Raw genomic sequence first — 19,208 nt, 5'->3', positions numbered from 1 at the left:
TGTTGGGAGCACCAACTGGGACAGCCCACACATCAATGTCCTACATCTGACCGTCCCAGATGATTTTGAAGGGCTTTTTTTCTTTCGTTTGTGCGGCCCAGATCCTGCCATTTCAGGCGGAAGTCATCGTAACCTGACCGTCAGTCAACAGCCGTAGCGAGAACCGACTAATACGGATAAAACCCTTTTCCCGTTTTTCTTCCCAGCAACCCTCCAGCCACCATTTCTTTCAGTAATGGTGCAGGGCGGTACTTACTGTCACTAAAACCGTTGTGGAGCGACTCCATGATGGCTAACAACGTATCCAAGCCGATCAAATCTGCTAATGCCAGTGGCCCAATTGGCTGATTGCAGCCGAGCTGCATCCCCACATCGATGTCTTTGGCTGTAGACAATCCTTCCTGAAGAACCAGAATCGCCTCATTGATCATAGGAACCAGGATTCGGTTAACGACGAAGCCTGGACGGTTTCCAGCATTGATCGCGCTCTTACCCAGACGATCTGACAATTCAACCATCTTGGCGTGTGTGACGTCAGAGGTTTGCAGTCCCCGGATAATTTCGATCAATCCCATCATTGGCACAGGATTGAAGAAGTGCAGGCCAATGAATCGTTCTGGCTGAGCCACGCTAGCGCCAAGCTCAGTGATCGAAAGCGACGATGTATTTGTTGCGATGATGCAGGTAGGGTTAACGCACTGAGCAATTTGTTTCAGTATCCGTAGCTTCAAATCCAGGTTCTCGGTGGCTGCCTCTACAACGATATCTGCAACATTCAACAGAGAGTAATCAGTAGTGGTCTGCACTCGCCCTATTGCGGCTTCTGCCTGGGTACTGGATAGCGTTTGCTTTGAGACCTGGCGGTTAAGGTTCTTTCTCAAGGCCGAAAGCCCGCCCGCCAATGCCTCATCATTGATATCGAGCATGAGCACGCTGTAACCTGCTGCGGCACATACTTGCGCAATACCGTTACCCATGGTGCCGGCACCGATCACGCCAATCGTTTGAGTGGTCACTTCATTTCACCTCTTGTTGAATCATGGCTAACCGCCTCAATAACAGCTTCCGCTGCTCGGAAAGCTTCTGCTGAGGCAGGAACGCCTACATATACAGCGCAGTGGAGAAGAACTTCTCGGATCTCCGTCACGGAACACCCATTATTGAGTGCGCCCCGTACATGCCCGGCTAGCTCTCTAGGGGCTTTGAGAGCGGTCAATGCAGCAAGTGTTATGAGGCTACGGGTCTTCAGGCACAAATCTGCCCGTCCCCATACGCTGCCCCATGCATGGTCATTTATGAAGTCTTGGAGGGGTTGTCTGAAGGCAGACATATTGGTCATAGCCTTATCGACAAACTCATCCCCCATTACGGATCTGCGGATGTCAATTCCGCTTAGCTGTTGTTCAGTCATGTAGGTTCCTTAGTGCAGGATGAGTCGAGGGGGCTTACAGGAATTTGACCGGGTAACTGATAATTACACGGTTGTCGTCCATGCTGAAATTGCTAAAGTCACGCCGCAACGTTGAGTTGCGCCATTTGAGCGAAAGGCTCTTAAACGTCCCGCTTTGAATAACGTAGGCGATCTCGGATTCACGCCCCCATTCTTTGCCGTTATCGGTACTGCTGGTATGTACGTTGTCGCCAGAGACATACCGGTTCATCAAGGTCAGCCCTGGAATCCCCCAACCGATGAAGTCGTAGTCGTGTCGAAACTGCCACGATTTTTCTCCTGCGTTGTCATAACTGGTGATGAAGCCATCGTTGGCAAGCGCGCCACCGCCTGCACCGTTGACCCGCATCCAGCCAGTGCTACCGTGTACCTGCTGCAAGCCGAGATAAAAGGTGCTTGTGCCGGTCTTGGCGGAAAGCATTGCGGTAAATGTTTTGTTATCCATCTGACCGGCTTTGGCTGCGCCGTCTTCGTCTCCTAGGAAAATTCCGGTGTTTGCACCGAGCTTCCATGATCCGACCTCCTGGGAATGCACGATATTCAGATATTGCTGCTTGTATATATCCTGCAGCTCGGCATACCAGAGGCCCACGAGGGTGGCTTTGTTGTTGAAGGTGTACTCGCCTCCGGCGAAGTTGAATCGATCCGAAGTCGCTCCAGGTTTCCCGGCCATAAACATGTCATCCATGCTGGCGTCGTTGCGGGGGCTGTTACCTCTGAATTGCCCCGTGTAGAAGCTTAGATTCTCGATTTCCTTGGAGGTAATCTGAACGCCGCGGTAAGTTTGAGGCAGAGACCGGCCATCGTCGGAACGCAGGATGGGTAAAGCTGATTGCCATTCACCGACCTTGAATTCGGTCTGTGAAATTTTGGCCTTCAGTGCAATCCCTAGCCGACCGAAGTCGTCTGCTGGACGTCCGTCATCATGCACTGGCAATAGCTGTGTACCTGCTGTGCCACGACCACCGTCCAGCTTGATCGAATACAACCCTAATACATCGAGGCCAAAACCAACCACACCACCTGTATAGCCGGAACGGGCATCAAGGATGAAGCTTTGTGTCCATTCTTCAGCTTTTGCTTGGGGGGACGTAGCGTCGAGAAAATTACGATTCTGGTAAAAATTTCGGAAGTTAAGTGTGGCACTCGCGTCCTCAACAAATCCCTCAGCCAAAACCGTCATGGATGCTCCAGCTGAAATAAACAATCCAATAGCACTTGGTACAACTACTACGGAAAGTGTGGATCGTAAGGGGCGGACAAGGATTTTCATTGTTGTTATTCCTTTTTTTGGGCGCAGCTATCCCCACAACAGAGAAGTCGCGTCGAACGATTCGAGAACTCAGAGAGGCGTTTCTATCAGACGCTCTGGCTAATAAGTGATACCGCCACTCAGGCGGCATTACTCAGCTCGGCAGAGTTACTAGCTGCCCTTGGCATCAACCAACACAGCCATTAGTAAGGCATCAACCTCGCCACGGTTCACCCACGAGTGATTCGTCCCCCGTTGGATGACGACGTCGAAAGGTTTCATGTCCACCTCCTCATCATCGAGTACGAGGGTGATGGCCCCTTGCAGAAGAACGATGTAATCCGTCGTGGCACTCTTATGCATACCGGGATCCCGTCGGGTGTCCGGCTGCACGTGGACGGCATTCATGCTGGCGAATAAATCGCTCCACGCCTTCGCCTTTTCCTCAAGAGATAGGTGAGCACTACTGACTTCTGGCGAAATCTGAAAGAAGCGAAATACGGTTCCACATGCCGCCGGTTCCAAGGAGTTAGAGCTGGCCCCGAGGTCAGCGCTGGAAGCGTGGTCATGGGGTGCTTTGGTCGTTGTCCAAAGTTCGGTTAAGCCACCGATTAGATTGGTCGCGGGGCCGTCAGATAAGACTGAGGAGCGACCTTCGTGATTGTTGCAGGTAATTATTCGGCGAATAGGAATCAGCATTGACTGGCACTCTTATTATTGGTTGAGCCGCATGCGAGACAGACTAACCGTAAGGTGAGCTGCCTTTTTTAATCATACGAAAGACAGGATGTGAGGACGAGGTCATAAGCGGATGTAAAAAGGTCATTTCCGGACAGGAACATTTCCTTTTTAACGAGATGTGTCACCCTCATCCCGGATTTGGCGCGGAGTTTTTCCTGTCCAGCGCTTGAATGCACGTCTGAAATTTGTGCCGTCGCTGAAGCCTAGCTTGGCAGCGATGTCTTCGGTGCTCATCTTCGTTGTTTGGAGATATTCAACTGCTAGGCTGCTACGAACGTCATCCAGGATCGCCCCGTAGTCCGTACCCTCGGCGCCCAGCTTTCGGCGCAGGGTACGGGTGGTGAACCTCATGTGCTGAGCCACTTCTTCCATGGTTGGGAATCTGTTCGGAGTAAGCATCATCAATTGGTACACCTCCCCTGAAACGCCAGAGGATGTCTTCGCTTTACCAATCAGTCGGTCACAGGTTTCCTGAAGCAGACTGCGGGTTAATCGGTTGGCCAATTGCGGCGCCTGATTCAGGATGGCGCTTGAGTAATGCAGTTCATCGACAGACTCGTCGAATAGGCAATCACATTCCAGCCAGCGCTCATACAAAGCTCTGTTTCGTGGTGCCGGAAATGAAAAAAGCGCCTTAATGGGCCGACAGTCTGGGCCGGCTGCGTCATGTAGGTGGGTCACGTGCTGAGCCATCTGTTGCTGGATCAAGAACTCACGCGTCTCTTCAGAGATCAGCTTGAGGTAGATGTCCGAGAACTCCCAGATCGCTGTCTCAGCTTCTTCTCGCCAACTGATATGCAGCGTGGGCGTGGCGAGTACGTGGTACTTCACTCCGAAATCAAAGAAGTCGCGCAGAGTGAGACTGCACATCAGCGCATAGCCGTACATGCCATACGCGGACAAATGCATACGAGCGCCGACCTGAAATGCTGTAGATGCGTCAGCTGCTGCTCTGATTACGTTTTCGCAGGCGCCAATGTACTGATGAACAGAGGTCAGAGCATTAGGATCGTAGATTTTGCTGGCGTCTAAATGAGTGTTGCGAAGAACCTCTTCAGCAGTGATTCCTTGCTCAGCCACAGTCTCTACAAGCGTGGCAATTTTGTAGGGTGCGAAGATTTTTTGGTTCAGCAATATATGCCCGGGCGCCGGCATGATTTGGCCTCTAACTAATGTCCGAATCGGACTGGAAGATGTCCCCTAGAAACCTTATCAGGTTCTCGGCGCACTCGTACTATGGCTCCAACAAAAAGGTCCTCAGGGCTAGACAAAAAAACGGAGTCACCATGAAAGAAAGCCTACATGCTTGCGTCATCGGCGCAGGCCTCATGGGTCATGGCATCGCACAGGTTTTCGCTCAGGCCGGACACAAAGTAACCATCTGCGACCCAGACGCTGCCACTCTCGACGTTGCTCCCCAGCGTGTCGCTCATAACCTTAAGCAAATGGGAATTAGTCCTGCCGCTGTTCTCGCCAAAATATTCCTCGCACAAGATTTAAGAAGCGCCGTCGCGGATGCGGATATCGTCATTGAGGCGATTCCTGAGCGCTTGGAGCTAAAGCAAAAACTATTTGCCGAGATAGCTGAACACGCCCCTAAACATACGATTTTTGCGAGCAATACCTCGGTGATCCCCATCACCTCGATTGGCGAACTCCTGAGCGATGACGCTCGCGCACGCCTTGTTGGCACTCACTGGTGGAATCCCCCTCATCTGGTTCCGTTAGTTGAAGTCGTACGCACCGAATATTCCAGCGAGGCTTCATTCGAGTCGACATTTCAGCTACTTCTTAGCCTCGGTAAATCACCTGTGAAGGTTCACCGTGACGTTGCTGGCTTCATCGGTAACCGCCTCCAGCATGCTATGTGGCGCGAGGCTATCTCCTTGGTCGCCCAAGGCGTCTGCGACGCCGAAACAGTCGACACGGTCGTCAAGCAAAGCTTTGGAATGCGCCTGCCGTTCCTTGGGCCTATGGAAAACGCCGATCTGGTTGGGCTAACGCTTGCCAAGCAGGTGCACCAGGTCATCTTTCCAGACCTCTGCAACGACACTCAGCCCAACGCACTCCTGGATCAACTGCTTGAGCAAGGTCATGAAGGTATGCGCTCCGGACAGGGACTACGCACTTGGACACAAGAACAGGCCGACGAAGTTCGCAAGCAACTTGCGCTTCGCCTGATCGACTCTGTTAAACACCCGGCTAGTTGATAGCCCTTGCTGAGCAAAAAATCATGAACAATAAGAATCGGAAAGTCATCATCACCTGCGCTGTCACCGGGGCGATGCATACTCCATCAATGTCCGAGTACCTGCCGATTACACCCGAGCAGATTGCACAACAGTCAATTGATGCAGTCGAAGCCGGCGCCGCCATCGTGCACTTGCATGCACGCGACCCCATTGATGGTCGTCCCTCACCAGACCCGGCTCTTTTCGATCAATTCGTGCCGGAAATCGCTCGTCAGACCGGAGCGGTAATTAACATCACTACCGGTGGCAGCACACGTATGACGCTTGCTGAACGACTCGCCTATCCCCTTCGGGCAAAGCCGGAAATGTGCTCGCTAAATATGGGTTCGATGAATTTTTCAATTCATCCAATCGCTAAAAAAATGCAGAACTGGAAACACGAATGGGAAAAACCATACGTGGAAGGAATGGAAGATCTCATCTTTCGGAACACGTTCAAAGACATCAAAAACATCATGTTGGAGTTGGGTGAGTCTGGCACTCGCTTCGAACTTGAGTGCTATGACGCGGGGCATCTGTACAACCTCGCATATTTCGTAGATGAAGGGTTGATCAAGCCTCCATTCTTCATTCAATCCATTTACGGGGTACTCGGCGGCCTTGGACCGGACCCGGAAAATCTCGCGATGATGCGCGGCGTGGCCGACCGACTATTTGGGCGTAGCAACTATGAGTTCTCCATTTTGGGCGCCGGCCGCCACCAGATACCTTTGCTCACCGTCGGCGCGATTATGGGTGGCCATGTACGCGTCGGCCTGGAAGACAGCATCTACCTAGAGAAAGGCGTTATAGCCCAGAGCAACGCCGACCAAGTCCGAAAGATTCGTCGAATTCTCGAAGAACTTTCTTATGAGATTGCGACACCTGACGAAGCCCGGCAAATCCTGGGATTGAAAGGCGCGCATAACGTGGGCTTCTGAAATCCAGCCCGGGCAAAAGCTCCCAACATCCACGTATACAGGTCGACGGCCACTTCTGTCGAGTGGTCGTTACTGTAGTGTACGTGGAAAAAACAATAATAAAACCAGTGCGAGGGTTCACTATGACCAACATTCAGACGGTCAACCAAGACGATGCTGATGCAGGTACCGCTAGCGGTTCGATAACGGAAAACGCTGTCTATCGAAAGATAACCATGCGGCTAGTTCCGCTGCTTTTCTTGGCCTATTTACTCGCTTTTCTGGATCGCATAAACGTCGGCTACGCAAAGCTACAGATGAGTGCCGATCTTGGATTTTCAGAAGCTGTATATGGCTTGGGCGCCGGGATTTTTTTCATCAGCTATCTGCTGTTTGAGGTGCCTAGCAATCTTTGGCTTGAGCGCGTCGGCGTACGTATCACTCTTTTGCGAATCATGGTTCTTTGGGGGCTCGTATCTGCCTCGACCATGCTGGTCCAAACCCCTGAGCAGTTCTACTTCGTGCGGCTGCTTCTGGGCATCTGCGAAGCCGGATTCTTCCCTGGTATCATCCTCTACCTTACCTACTGGTTTCCCAGTTCGCGACGCGGAAAGGTTACTGGGCAGTTCATGTTTGCCATCCCTGTTGCGGGCATCATCGGTGGGCCACTCTCGGGGTGGATCATGTCGTCAATGGATGGCGTTAACGGTCTGCATGGCTGGCAGTGGATGTTCTTGATCGAAGGGATGCCAACTGTCTTGCTCGGATGTCTCTGCTACTTGCTTCTCGCAAACCGCCCCTCTGAAGCAAAGTGGCTTTCCGATAGCGAAAAGCAAGTGATCATCTCCGCAATGGAAAGGGACGCGGATTCCAGCTTGAGTAGCGTGCATGTCGGAACGCTTTCCAAAATGCGCCTGGCCCTGAGCGACTATCGAGTTTGGTTGTTGGCGTTCATTTACTTCACGACCGCCTGTGCCAACTATACGTTCACCTTTTGGTTGCCCACAATCATCAAGGGGTTAGGAGTCACTGACGTCTCCCATATCGGGGCATATTCGGCAATTCCCTATGTGTTTGCCGCACTTGGGGTACTCTTCGTGTCGGCTAGTTCTGACAAGCGCAAAGAGCGTCGTTGGCACGTCGGAGGCTCCCTTATCCTCGGAGCAATTGGACTGGCTACCACTCCATTCTTGAACAACTCGTTGATGGCAACACTGTTCGTGCTCAGTTTTGTTGGTTTCTTCCAGTTCGGGGCGGGAATCGCCTATTGGGCTATTCCCTCGACCTACCTGAACAAAGCTACGGCAGCAGTAGGTATAGGTTTGGTCAGCTCAATTGGCGTAGTAGGTGGTTTCGTCAGCCCAGCATTGCTCGGCTTCATCAAAGATCTAACTGGCAGCCTCGACAATGGGATTTTTACCATCGCGTTGCTGATGCTAGCTGGCGGCTTGGCGATCCTGATTGCTTTGCCCGCGCGAGCAGTGCGTGTAGGTTCTCAACCGTAGACATTTACCTAACTCGCTGCTGTTTGTTAGAGGCCGTAAAGGATAGAGCAGCAGCGACGGGTACCTATTTCGATCTGCGTCGTAGCAGTCACCAGGACCTAATTTTCTGAATGAGTCGCTTGAGTCTCCTTTACGCACATGTTAGCTAAAACCTCTTGTTTTAAGATAAATTCGTGGGGCTTTTCCTACGCAATAACTTCTGCGTTCATTAATGAAAAAAATAACTTTACAGCTCGCGTCTAACCTCGAAGTAGAAAATCACGGCTGAGCGGTCCGACCCTTGCAGGCCGCTCAAGTCCTCCGCGCCAAGAGCATCAATGATGCAAAATCACAGCAACCTTTCAGGTTGATCGCTCGGAGCGCCGCTCACGCTTAATATATTCTCTGGGCTCTTATGCATGTCGGTAGGTGGCGCCTTACAAGACAAAGAGAGAAACGAAACCAGAGGCAAAACTGCGTCAGGTCGACTCGGTGAATCTCATCGATTTTCCGCTACCACTTCCCTGATTTTGTCCATTAACGCCTGTGCTGCCGGTGATTGAAGCGCCCCTGTTCGGGAGATCAGTCCGATCGGTCGCGTGGTATGACTAAGGGGAAGCGGCAATCGCATCAGATCACCACTGGCTATTTCATGCTCTAATTGATGCGCCGAAACAGCAGCGAGCATATCTGAACGCAGTAACACCCCTCGCAGGATCGCCAGGTCAGCCGTTTCAATCACGGGGCTGGGTAAGGCGATGCCGATATGGGTGAAAAAGTCGTCCAGCAGCTGCCGCGCGGGGGAACCGGCGCGTGGGAGAACCCAGCGAGCGACGCTTAAATCTTCATAGACAACATTCCTCTTCAACCAAGGGTGTTCACGGCGTACCAGAATCACCATCTCTTCCTGCAACAGGGCCTCGCTTTGCAAGTCACTGGCGTAGGCCGACGGACGTAATGCACCCAGGATGAAATCCACATCCCCCGCGCGCAACTCCCCGGCCAACAGATCGAACGGGCTTTCGTTGGTCACGATCCGTATATGGGGGTGCTCCGAAGTCAGGCGCACTACGGCTTCAGGCAATATTCCCGTGCGTCCAAGCGGCAATGCCCCCACGTGCACGGCGCCTTGAAGGGAACCACCCAGCGCGGCGATGTCAGCGTCGATATGACGAAGTTCGTTTAGTGCTCGACGCACCCGCAACAACATCGCCTGGCATGGACGGGTCGGCAGCAAGCCATGGGGTGTGCGTTCAAACAGGTTGCAACCGCTACCTTGCTCAAGGACTTTGATGGCGGCACTGATTGCCGGCTGCGATACCCCATGGATGCTCGCGGTAGTTTGCATATGGTGCGTCTTGCAAAGCGTCACGAAGACTTCCAGACGGCGCGTCTGGTACAGGTAAAGCGGTTCAGGGGTATGTCCCGGCATCTGCCCCAGCAAAGGCACAACAGCCTGCAACTCCTCCACGGTACGACGAGCGCGGGGAAGCATGCCTTCACCATAGTCGGTCAGACGCATACCGTTGACGTTACGCTCGAACAGCACGACTCCAAGACGTTTCTCTAAGGCCAGGATGGAGCGCGTCACGACAGGTTGAGCACGAAAAAGCACGGTAGACGCCTTGGATACACTGCCGTAGTCGACGACATGAAGGAACGCCCGAACCTGCATGAGATTGGGAAGTTCGAGACTGTTCATGAGCACCTATAGGGTTTCAGAGAAGTGGTTGCACAGCATGAATAACTCGCCTCGATAAGTAAAACGCATGCCTCTTACAACCGAACGCATTATTCATCGCCGCAACCAAGTGCGAATGTGGCCCTACCCAATAGCCGTAAGAAGAGCCCTTCAATGACTCCTACAACAAAAACCGCACTGGTCGTCAGCGCCCATTCCGCCGATTTCGTCTGGCGTGCCGGCGGTGCCATCGCATTACATGCAAGCCAGGGTTATGCCGTTCACATCGTATGCCTGTCCTACGGAGAACGAGGTGAATCGGCCAAGCTCTGGCGCAAAGGCGAGATGTCCGAAGACAAAGTCAAAACCGCCCGTCGCAGCGAGGCAGAAGCAGCGGCACAGATCCTGGGCGCCACTGTGGAATTCTTCGATATCGGTGATTACCCAATGCGAGCCGATAAAGAGACCCTGTTCCGTCTGGCCGACGTGTTCCGCCGAGTGCAACCAGCATTTGTCCTCAGCCATTCGATCAAAGACCCTTACAACTACGACCATCCGCTGGCGATGAACCTGACCCAGGAGGCACGCATCATCGCCCAGGCAGAGGGTTACAAGCCCGGCGAAAAAATTGTCGGGGCCCCACCGGTCTACAGTTTCGAACCTCATCAACCGGAGCAGTGCGAATGGCGCCCGGATGTGCTGCTGGATATCACTGAGGTCTGGGACAAGAAATATGCCGCCATCCAGTGCATGGCCGGTCAAGAGCATCTCTGGGAGTACTACACCCGTGTCGCCCTGCAGCGGGGCGTACAAGCCAAACGCAATGTCGGCATCACCTCCACCCGAAACATCGAGTACGCCGAGGGCTACCAGAGCATCTTCCCTCGCGTGACGGAGAATCTGGCATGAGCGCGCTGATCGGAAAAACCGGCATCGTCGTACGCAACATTCCCCGTGCCGACAGCACGTTAATTGATGAACTGGATCGCTTCGGCGTCGCCACCGTGCATGAGGCCCAGGGCCGTAAAGGCTTGTTGGACTCTGCCATTCGCCCGATCCAGCAAAACCAGAGCACCACGGGAACGGCGGTGACCGTGTTGGTCGCACCCGGCGATAACTGGATGTTCCACGTCGCGGTCGAACAATGCCAACCCGACGACATCCTGGTAGTTGCGACGACATCGCCCTGCACCGACGGCTACTTTGGCGACTTGCTCGCCACGTCGTTGATGGCCCGAGGGGTACGTGGCCTGATCATCGATGCCGGAGTGCGGGATACTCGAACCCTCAGAGAGATGGGTTTCAAGGTATGGTCACGAGCGATTCATGCCCAAGGCACCGTCAAGGAAACGCTAGGTTCGGTGAACGTACCGATCATCTGCGCCGGCCAGTGGGTGGAGCCCGGTGACGTCGTGGTCGCGGACGACGATGGCGTGGTGATTGTCCGTCGGGAAGAGCTGCCAACGGTCCTTGAAACCAGTCGCAAGCGCGCCAGGCTCGAAGAGGAAAAACGCCTGCGCATGGCAGCCGGTGAATTAGGCCTGGATATCTACAACATGCGGCAGAAACTCGCCGATCGTGGGCTGACCTATTACGACAGCCTCAGCGATCTGCAAGGATGACCCGTATGAGCCAGACTCGTATTCCCTGCTTGATGATGCGCGGCGGCACATCCAAGGGCGCGTACTTTCTTGCCCACGACCTCCCCGCCGAAGGGCCGCTGCGTGACCAGGTATTGTTGGCCGTGATGGGATCACCCGATACCCGACAAATAGACGGTATCGGCGGCGCGAACTCCTTGACCAGCAAGGTCGCGATCATTCGCCGCTCAGAGCGTCCTGACGCCGATGTCGATTACCTGTTTGCCCAGGTGCTGGTGGAACAGGCCCAGGTCGATTACGGCCAGAATTGCGGAAATATCCTGGCAGGGGTTGGACCGTTCGCCATCGAACGTGGCCTGGTGAACGTCCAGGGCCCCGTTACGTCGGTACGGATTTTCATGGAGAACACCAGTCAGATCGCCATCGCCCATGTCCCCACCCCGGACGGTGCGGTCAGTTACGCAGGAGAAGCTCGCATCGACGGCGTTCCCGGCACCGGCGCCCCGCAGATTATCGAATTCGAGGATGTTGCCGGCTCCAGCTGCGGTGCACTGCTGCCGACAGGCAACCCCGCAGATCGTTTCGACGGTATTGATGTGACCTGCATCGATAACGGCATGCCGGTTATTTTGATTCGAGCCACCGATGTCGGTCGTAGCGGTTACGAAAGTGCCGAACAATTGGACGCTGACAGCGAGCTCAAAGCCACGCTCGAATCCATCCGCCTGCAGGCGGGCCCATTGATGAATCTGGGGGATGTCAGTCAGCGCAGCGTACCTAAAGTATCCTTGATTGCCGCCCCTCGTGATGGCGGCGCGATTTGCAGTCGCACCTTCATCCCCCATCGTTGCCACGCCTCGATCGGGGTGTTCGGTGCGGTGAGCGTGGCTTCCGCCTGCCAGGTTCCGGGCTCGGTCGCCAGCGGACTGGCCCAGGCAGCGCATACCGGTGACCGAGTACAAGTATCGGTAGAACATCCGACGGGAGAGTTCACGGTGGAATTGCGCCTGCAAAATGGCCAACTGGCGGGCTGTGGACTGCTGCGTACGGCCCGGTTGCTGTTCGACGGCGAGGTTTGTGTTGCGCAGGGCGTCTGGCCGAATGAGGTGAAACCATGAAGCCGACTACCATCACGCTGATTGGCTTCGGCGAGGCGGGTCGTATTTTTGGCCAGGATCTTGTAGCTGCCGGCGTGACTGTATTCACCTATGACCGCCTGCACGAAGATCCTCGCACTCGCGCCGCTCTCCACGACAAGGCTCGACGCAGCGGCGTCCGTCTGTGCGACAGTTTCGCCGAAGCCATTGCACTCGCAAACTGGGTCATCTCAGCGGTCACCGCCGATGCGGCGCTGGATGTTGCTCGGACGGCAGCGGCGCTGATGAGATCCGATCAGCTGTTCATCGATATCAATTCCGTTGCTCCGTCCACCAAACGGGCTGCATTCGCCGCCATGCAGCCGCGCGGCGTCGGTTACATCGATGCCGCCGTTATGGCCCCGGTCCAGCCTCAACGCTTGAAAACACCCATTTTGGTAGGCGGTTCAGCCGCCGGGCTGGTTGCTGAGCGGCTCGGTGAGCTGGGCATGAACGTTCGCCCAGTGTCCGAAGAAGTGGGTGTCGCATCGGCAATCAAAATGTGCCGCAGCATCATGATCAAGGGGCTGGAAGCGCTGACGACCGAGTGTTTGAGCACCGCACGACAGTATCAGGCTGAGCACGAGGTGCTCGCCTCATTGCATCAGAGTTTCCCGCAGATGGGCTGGGACGGCGCGCTACCTGACTACTTGATCAGCCGCGTGGCAGAACATGGTCTGCGCCGGTCCGAAGAAATGAAAGAAGTGGCAAAAACCTCGAGCGACATGGGGGTGGTGCCGAACATGAGCCAGGCGATCGTCAACGCCCAGCGTGGCCTCGTGGACGCTATGGTGGATGCCGACGTAGATTACCCAAGCTTGGAGCCATTCGACTGGCTGCGCTTGATCGATACCCTCTACGGTCGTCCGCTCACTCGCGAAAGCCTTGTGGAGAAAAAGCAGTAACATAGGGTTTTTCGTCGAGATCGGCCCCATGGACCTAAAACAGCTCGAATGTTTCGTAAGAGTCGCGGAGTTCGGAAGCTTTACTAAAGCCGCTGCGGTATTGAACATTTCCCAGTCAGTGGTCAGCCGCCAGGTTCGGCAACTTGAGGTCGAACTCCAGGAACACCTCTTGCTGCGCAATGGCCGTGGCGTGCTGCTAACGGCTTCCGGCCAACGGTTGTTCGACCACGGAAAAGGCATCCTTCGTCAGGTACAAGTAGCTCGCGAAGAGCTGCGCGAACAACGTGACACCTTGTCAGGCAAAGTAGTGATCGGGCTTCCTCCCAGTATTTCCCGGCGCCACACCGTGGCGTTGGTCTCGGCGTTCCGCGAACGATTTCCGGGTTGCTCGCTAGGGATCAAGGAGGGATTGAGTCACTCGATGCGCGAGTGGCTTTTGCTCGGCCGCCTGGACTTCGCGCTGTTGTTCAACCCAGCCCATAGCGCACAGTTACATTACGAACACATCCACTCAGAGCCCTTGATGTTGATCGGGGCCAGCGGTTCAGACTTGCCTGAAACAGTTGCCATGGGCGATTTGGGGCACTACCCGTTGATCATTCCCAGCGAACCTCATTCGCTGCGTCGACTGGTCGAAACGCAGGCCTCACGCCATGAGGTCACACTGGATGTCTGCCTGGAAATCGACAGCATTCCTTCACTACTAAAGCTGATCAAACTCGGCATGGGCTATGGCGTATTGTTCCGCTCTGCCCTCGCCGAGAGCGACGTGCTGCCCGACGGCTTGAAAGCGGCACAGATCGTGGAACCCTCCATTCCTACCCACCTGTTTATTGCGACCTCGGAGCAGCGGCCGTTGACGCGTCTGGCTGAGAAGACATTGGCCATGGTCCGTGAAATCTGCATACCGTGAAGATACGCATGCAAAAACTGCATAGCTGCTAGAACTCAGACTCTGTTGTTCGACGCGTTTGCAACGACGACCATCAGTCATCGCTTTCAAACGTAGAACAATAAGGACACCCAATGAAAAGTTGCCTGGCTCCGGACCCCAACCCCACCAAACCTGTTCAAACATTGCCAACAGGTGCCTGGGACGCGCACTGCCATGTGTTCGGCCCCGCCGCGCAGTTCCCTTATGCCGCCGACCGCAGTTACACCCCGCCTGACGCGCCCTATGAACAGTTGCGAGCCCTGCATGACCACCTGGGGTTCAGCCGCGCCGTGATCGTCCAGGCCAGCTGTCACGGCAGTGACAACCGCGCGATGCTCGATGCCATTGCCCGTAGTGAAGGACGTTATCGTGGCGTGGCTATTGTCGACGGCAGCGAAACCGACGCCCAACTTGCCGAAATGGACGCTGGCGGCGTACGTGGGGTGCGTTTCAATTTTGTCGCGCACCTGGGCGGCGCACCCGACCTGGAGGTGTTTGATCGCACGGTGGAACGACTCGCCCCGCTTGGCTGGCATGTGGTGTTGCACCTGGACGCTCAGGACATTCTGACTTACGCCGAGCGCCTGGAACGCATTCCCGTGCCGTTCATCATCGATCACATGGGCCGCGTCAAGGCTCAAGACGGGATCGAACAATCGTCTTTTCTGGCCTTGCTCGATCTCATGGAAAATCCATTGGCCTGGGTCAAAGTCTGTGGCGCTGAACGGGTGTCGATCGGTCGCCGGCCCTTCGATGACGCAATCCCGTTCGCCGAGCGACTGATCCAGGCAGCCCCGGATCGAGTGCTCTGGGGAACCGATTGGCCGCACCCGAACATCAGCAAGGACATGCCTAACGACGGCGGCCTGGTGGATTTGATGTTCCGCTTCTGCACCGACCCGGTATTGCGCCAAAAGCTATTGGTAGACAACCCGCTGAAATTGTACGGACGCTGACAGCAGGACCCTTTGCCACACCTCCAACAATAAGATGGCAGCGAGTAAACCTTATGAGCCCTATCCCTGTGCCCGCGCAGGTCGAAACACCGACCAGCACTCACGTAAAAACCAAACAACCCTTTTACCGTGCGATGTATTTCCAGGTCCTGCTGGGAATCATCGCCGGTGTGCTGGTCGGTCACTTCTGGCCTGATTTCGCCGCCGACCTCAAACCGTTGGGCGATGCGTTCATCAAACTGATCAAAATGATCATCGGCCCCGTCGTTTTCTGTACGGTGGTGACCGGTATCGCTGGCATGCGTGATCTGAAAAAGGTCGGCCGTGTCGGCGGCAAGGCATTGTTGTACTTCGAAGTCATTTCAACGGTCTCACTGCTGATCGGGTTGATCGGTGGCCACTTGTTCAACCCCGGCGGCGGCTTCAACGTTGACGTCAACACGCTCGATGCCAAGGCCGTCACCGGCTTTGCGGAAAAAGCCCAGCATTTGCACATGGTCGATTTCCTCATGGGCATCATCCCTACTACCTTCTCCCAGGCCTTCACCGAGGGCAACGTGCTCTGCATCTTGCTGGTTTCGGTGTTGTTCGGTTGCGCGTTGTCAGCCATGGGAGAGAAAGGCAAACCGGTGTACGACATCGTCGAGGGCTTGTCGGGGGTGTTTTTCCGCATCGTCCACATCATCGCCAAACTGTCAGCAGTGGGTGCATTTGGTGCCATCGCGTTCACTGTCGGCACCTACGGTGTCCAGTCGCTGCTGCCACTGCTCAAACTGATTGGCAGCTTCTATTTGCTCTGCATATTTTTCATCATCGTTGTACTTGGCAGCGTCGCCCGGTTGTGTGGTTTCAGCATTCTGCGTTTCCTTGGCTACATCAAAGAGGAACTGTTGGTGGTGCTGGGTACCAGCTCTTCAGAGGTGGTGATGCCGCAAATCATGGACAAAATGGAACGCCTGGGCTGCTCCAAGCCCGTCGTGGGCCTGGTGATTCCGACCGGATATTCCTTCAACCTGGATGGCACCAACATCTACCTGACGATGGCCGTGCTGTTCATTGCCCAGGCGTTGAACATTGACTTGAGCCTGTCACAACAGTTGACCCTGGTGATCGTGGCGATGCTGACATCCAAGGGCGCCAGTGGCGTGTCAGGCGCCGCGTTCGTCATGCTGACCAGCACCTTGATGGTGATACCGGTCGTGCCCGTCGCCGGTATGGTGCTGATTCTGGGTATCCATCGCTTCATGGGCACAGGGCTGGCCATGACCAACCTCGTGGGCAACGGTGTAGCGACCTTGGTGGTTTCCGCCTGGGAAAAAGAGCTGGACCGCAAAAAGCTGGCTCAAGAGCTGGGCTGCAAGGCTTAACACCTCTCCCCTCACAACTTTCCGTCGCGTTTCTGTTCGGTCCAGTACCGAACAGCGACCCGTCGTGTCAGGAATATAATAAAAATGAACCGTAACCTCTCTATTGCATTGTTCGTACCCGGTGTTTGCTGGAGCATTTCCACGCTTGCCCAAGGCTTTATTGAAGACAGCAAGGCAACCCTGGAAGCACGCAACTTCTACTACAACGGCGACTTCCGGGATGGCGTCGGCGTGTCCAAGCGGGATGAATGGGCACAAGGTTTTTTGCTTAACTACGCGTCCGGCTTTACACAGGGCACTGTAGGATTCGGCATCGATGCCTTGGGATACGCTGGTTTTCAATTGGATTCCAGCCCAGACCGTACCGGTAGCGGCCTGTTACCACGACGCGCCTCCGGTGAAGCCGCTGACGAGTACTCAAAGGGTGGAGTGGCGGCCAAAGTCAGGTTCTCGAAAACAACCATCAACTACGGCATTGCATTGCCCAAAGTTCCGGTGCTGCAATTCAATGGCAGTCGCCTGTTTCCCCAGACGTTCCAAGGCACCCAACTCAGCTCCAGCGAGATCGAACACCTGACCGTCAATTTCGCGCAGTTCGATAAAACCGTCACGCCGGACTCTACCGATAAACGTGATATCGGTATTGCGGCCAAAGATGGGCGTTACAAGGCAACAGGTGTCGGAGACCGTTTCCGTTATGGGGGTGGCAGCTATGAACTCACGCCGACACTCACGGGAAGTTATTACTACGGTGAGTTGGACGACGTGTATCGCCAGCAATTCCTCGGACTGGTTCACACCACGCGTCTTGGAAAAGGCAAAGTGACCACCGATGTACGTGCGTTCTCCAGCCGCGATATCGGCGCCGCAAAAGCGGGTGAAGTCGATAACCGGGCCTATTCCGCCGCGGTGGGCTACAACCTCGACAGCGGCCACAGCGTAATGGCCACCTACCAAGTCATGAAGGGCGCGACCGGTTTCCCTTACATCAACAACCCCTACTTGCCCAACTACGTGCAATACCACGACTTCGGTAGCGCCGGTGAGCGCAGTTGGCAAATGCGCTATGGCTACAACTTCGCGGCAATGGGTATTCCTGGCCTGACCTTTTTCACCGCTTACATCCGCGGGACAGGCTTGGACAAACCGGGCGCCGAAAAGGAATGGGAGCGCGACATCGATGTGACCTACGCTTTTCAAGACGTCCTGAAAGGCCTCTCCGTCCGCTGGCGTAACGCAACCTACCGCAGCGATGATGGTCGTGACATTGATGAAAATCGGTTGATCGCCAGTTACGCATTTTCTTTGTTTTAAATAACGCACAAAAAAAGCCCGACGCTAGCGTCGGGCAAATGTGCACCAAGCAGAGAACAATTCCTTTTGGTTCAGCCAGGCTACTAGCCGTTACCCCTCATCGAATCTGGTACTTCGATGGCAAGCCGACCCACACGGCTTGACGGCTAGATTCAGAGGATCATTTTGCAAGCCAGGCATTGAAACGTTCATTCAGCTCGTCAGCATGATCACCCCACCACTGCGAATCCACCTGCAATGCTGTCGCAAAGTTATCTGGATCAGTCGGCATACTCGACTTCATATCAGCGTGGACCAGTGGCTGGGACGACTTGCGTGTAGGCCCATAAGCGATGTACTGGCTTTGGTCCGCCAGAATCTGAGTGGAGGTTGCGAAACGCAGGAAGTCCATGGCCTTGGCCATGTTGGGAGCACCAACCGGAACAGCCCACACATCGATGTCATACATCTGACCATCCCAGATGATTTTGAATGGCTGTTTTTCTTTCGTTTGTGCGGCCCAGATCCGGCCATTCCAGGCGGAGGTCATCGTGACCTGACCGTCAGCCAGCAACTGTGGAGGTTGAGCGCCAGCCTCCCACCAGATCACTTGGCTCTTGATAGAGTCGAGTTTGTGAAAAGCCCTCTCAAGCCCCTTATCAGTCTCAAGTGTTGCGTATACCTGATCACGAGGAACACCATCGGCTAACAAAGCCCATTCAAGGTTCGCCTGGGGGGCTTTACGCAGGCCACGCTTGCCAGGATATTTCTTGAGGTCAAAGAAATCAGCCAGCGTGGTTGGTGGCTGCCCTTTAAAGGCATTGGTGTTGTAGGCCACCGTCGTACTCCAGATGTAGGCACCGACCCCGCAATCATTAAGTGAACCTGGAAGAAAATCCTTCGCTGTGGAGCCATCAGGCGCGGCCTCGAGATCTTTCGCCGGGTTGATGCGGACCAGCAAACCGGCATTGCATGCCCGCACAGCATCTGGCAGTTCCATGTCGATCACATCCCAGGCAACTTTTTTAGACTCAACCTGGGCCTTGAGTTGGGCGATACCTCCCGAATAATCTTCAGTGCGAATCTTGACGCCTGTTTTATCTGCATAGGGTTTGATCGCAGCCTGCTGCTGAGCCGCCGCGACACTCCCGCCATATGTGACAACCGTCAGGTTTTCTTGCGCCATTACGGCGAAGGAGGTCAAACCAGAGACGAGGACTAACGCTAATTTTTTCATGACGCTCCCGATAGATTTCT

18 protein-coding genes are annotated in these 19,208 nt (G+C 54.8%); 11 read left to right on the top strand and 7 right to left on the bottom strand.

All coding sequences use genetic code 11. From position 1 onward, the window contains the following. Positions 1–167 precede the first annotated feature (167 nt). The 5 genes from JMN22_RS02905 to JMN22_RS02885 all read right to left on the bottom strand — a co-directional run bounded on the left by JMN22_RS02905 (position 168) and on the right by JMN22_RS02885 (position 4,598). On the bottom strand, positions 168–1,016 hold the full coding sequence (locus tag JMN22_RS02905; protein WP_198795740.1) for a 3-hydroxybutyryl-CoA dehydrogenase: 849 nt from the start codon (positions 1,014–1,016) through the stop codon (positions 168–170). Next, positions 1,013–1,411, bottom strand: coding sequence for a carboxymuconolactone decarboxylase family protein (locus JMN22_RS02900; protein WP_198795739.1), 399 nt, complete (start codon positions 1,409–1,411; stop codon positions 1,013–1,015). Before JMN22_RS02900 ends, JMN22_RS02905 begins: the two co-directional genes overlap by 4 nt. Positions 1,412–1,445: 34 nt before the next feature. Further along, entirely contained in the window at positions 1,446–2,633 is a 1,188-nt protein-coding gene (locus tag JMN22_RS02895; RefSeq protein ID WP_198795909.1) for an OprD family porin, read from the bottom strand. 240 nt (positions 2,634–2,873) lie between these two features. Then, positions 2,874–3,401, bottom strand: coding sequence for a cupin domain-containing protein (locus JMN22_RS02890; RefSeq protein WP_198795738.1), 528 nt, complete (start codon positions 3,399–3,401; stop codon positions 2,874–2,876). A 150-nt stretch (positions 3,402–3,551) separates the two neighbouring features. Next, complete coding sequence (locus JMN22_RS02885; protein WP_198795737.1) at positions 3,552–4,598, bottom strand: AraC family transcriptional regulator; 1,047 nt, start codon at positions 4,596–4,598, stop codon at positions 3,552–3,554. Positions 4,599–4,729: 131 nt separating this feature from the next. On the opposite strand from JMN22_RS02885, the gene JMN22_RS02880 reads away from it, so the two are divergent. The 3 genes from JMN22_RS02880 to JMN22_RS02870 all read left to right on the top strand — a co-directional run bounded on the left by JMN22_RS02880 (position 4,730) and on the right by JMN22_RS02870 (position 8,099). Then, positions 4,730–5,653: a 3-hydroxyacyl-CoA dehydrogenase family protein gene (locus JMN22_RS02880; protein ID WP_198795736.1), complete on the top strand. Its 924-nt coding sequence runs from the start codon at positions 4,730–4,732 to the stop codon at positions 5,651–5,653. A 23-nt stretch (positions 5,654–5,676) separates the two neighbouring features. Further along, a complete protein-coding gene (locus JMN22_RS02875) occupies positions 5,677–6,615 on the top strand; it encodes a 3-keto-5-aminohexanoate cleavage protein (protein WP_198795735.1) in 939 nt (312 codons plus the stop codon). A 122-nt stretch (positions 6,616–6,737) separates the two neighbouring features. Then, entirely contained in the window at positions 6,738–8,099 is a 1,362-nt protein-coding gene (locus JMN22_RS02870; protein WP_198795734.1) for an MFS transporter, read from the top strand. A gap of 478 nt (positions 8,100–8,577) precedes the next feature. Here the strand turns inward: JMN22_RS02870 and JMN22_RS02865 are convergent, their stop codons facing one another. Further along, entirely contained in the window at positions 8,578–9,780 is a 1,203-nt protein-coding gene (locus JMN22_RS02865) for a LysR family transcriptional regulator (RefSeq protein ID WP_198795733.1), read from the bottom strand. 153 nt (positions 9,781–9,933) lie between these two features. On the opposite strand from JMN22_RS02865, the gene galB reads away from it, so the two are divergent. The 8 genes from galB (at position 9,934) to JMN22_RS02825 (ending at position 17,972) form a co-directional block, all read left to right on the top strand. Next, positions 9,934–10,668: a 4-oxalmesaconate hydratase gene (galB, locus tag JMN22_RS02860; protein WP_014338903.1), complete on the top strand. Its 735-nt coding sequence runs from the start codon at positions 9,934–9,936 to the stop codon at positions 10,666–10,668. Beyond that, positions 10,665–11,381: a 4-carboxy-4-hydroxy-2-oxoadipate aldolase/oxaloacetate decarboxylase gene (locus JMN22_RS02855; protein ID WP_060614010.1), complete on the top strand. Its 717-nt coding sequence runs from the start codon at positions 10,665–10,667 to the stop codon at positions 11,379–11,381. The genes galB and JMN22_RS02855 overlap by 4 nt, the downstream gene beginning before the upstream one ends. Positions 11,382–11,386: 5 nt before the next feature. Further along, positions 11,387–12,478 carry a 4-oxalomesaconate tautomerase gene (locus tag JMN22_RS02850; RefSeq protein WP_198795732.1) on the top strand — a complete coding sequence of 364 codons (1,092 nt, stop codon included), beginning with the start codon at positions 11,387–11,389 and terminating at the stop codon, positions 12,476–12,478. Further along, complete coding sequence (locus tag JMN22_RS02845) at positions 12,475–13,401, top strand: NAD(P)-dependent oxidoreductase (protein ID WP_198795731.1); 927 nt, start codon at positions 12,475–12,477, stop codon at positions 13,399–13,401. Before JMN22_RS02850 ends, JMN22_RS02845 begins: the two co-directional genes overlap by 4 nt. A 28-nt stretch (positions 13,402–13,429) precedes the next feature. Further along, the gene (locus tag JMN22_RS02840; RefSeq protein WP_060614013.1) at positions 13,430–14,314 is read left to right on the top strand and encodes a LysR family transcriptional regulator; all 885 of its coding nucleotides are present in this window, start codon (positions 13,430–13,432) and stop codon (positions 14,312–14,314) included. Positions 14,315–14,427: 113 nt separating this feature from the next. Continuing rightward, complete coding sequence (locus tag JMN22_RS02835) at positions 14,428–15,291, top strand: amidohydrolase family protein (protein WP_014338898.1); 864 nt, start codon at positions 14,428–14,430, stop codon at positions 15,289–15,291. 53 nt (positions 15,292–15,344) lie between these two features. Then, complete coding sequence (locus tag JMN22_RS02830; protein WP_044059285.1) at positions 15,345–16,658, top strand: dicarboxylate/amino acid:cation symporter; 1,314 nt, start codon at positions 15,345–15,347, stop codon at positions 16,656–16,658. Between the two features lie 84 nt (positions 16,659–16,742). Then, complete coding sequence (locus JMN22_RS02825) at positions 16,743–17,972, top strand: OprD family porin (protein WP_198795730.1); 1,230 nt, start codon at positions 16,743–16,745, stop codon at positions 17,970–17,972. Positions 17,973–18,132: 160 nt separating this feature from the next. On the opposite strand, the gene JMN22_RS02820 is transcribed toward JMN22_RS02825, so the two are convergent. Further along, positions 18,133–19,188, bottom strand: a complete 1,056-nt coding sequence (locus JMN22_RS02820) for an ABC transporter substrate-binding protein (RefSeq protein WP_060614016.1) — start codon at positions 19,186–19,188, stop codon at positions 18,133–18,135. Positions 19,189–19,208: the final 20 nt, after the last annotated feature.

The organism is Pseudomonas sp. HB05 (assembly GCF_016756915.1).
In the GTDB taxonomy this organism is placed as follows: Bacteria; Pseudomonadota; Gammaproteobacteria; order Pseudomonadales; family Pseudomonadaceae; genus Aquipseudomonas; species Aquipseudomonas alvandae.
The sequence above is the reverse complement of the archived record's forward strand: the minus strand, read 5'-3'. Positions and strand labels throughout refer to the sequence as shown.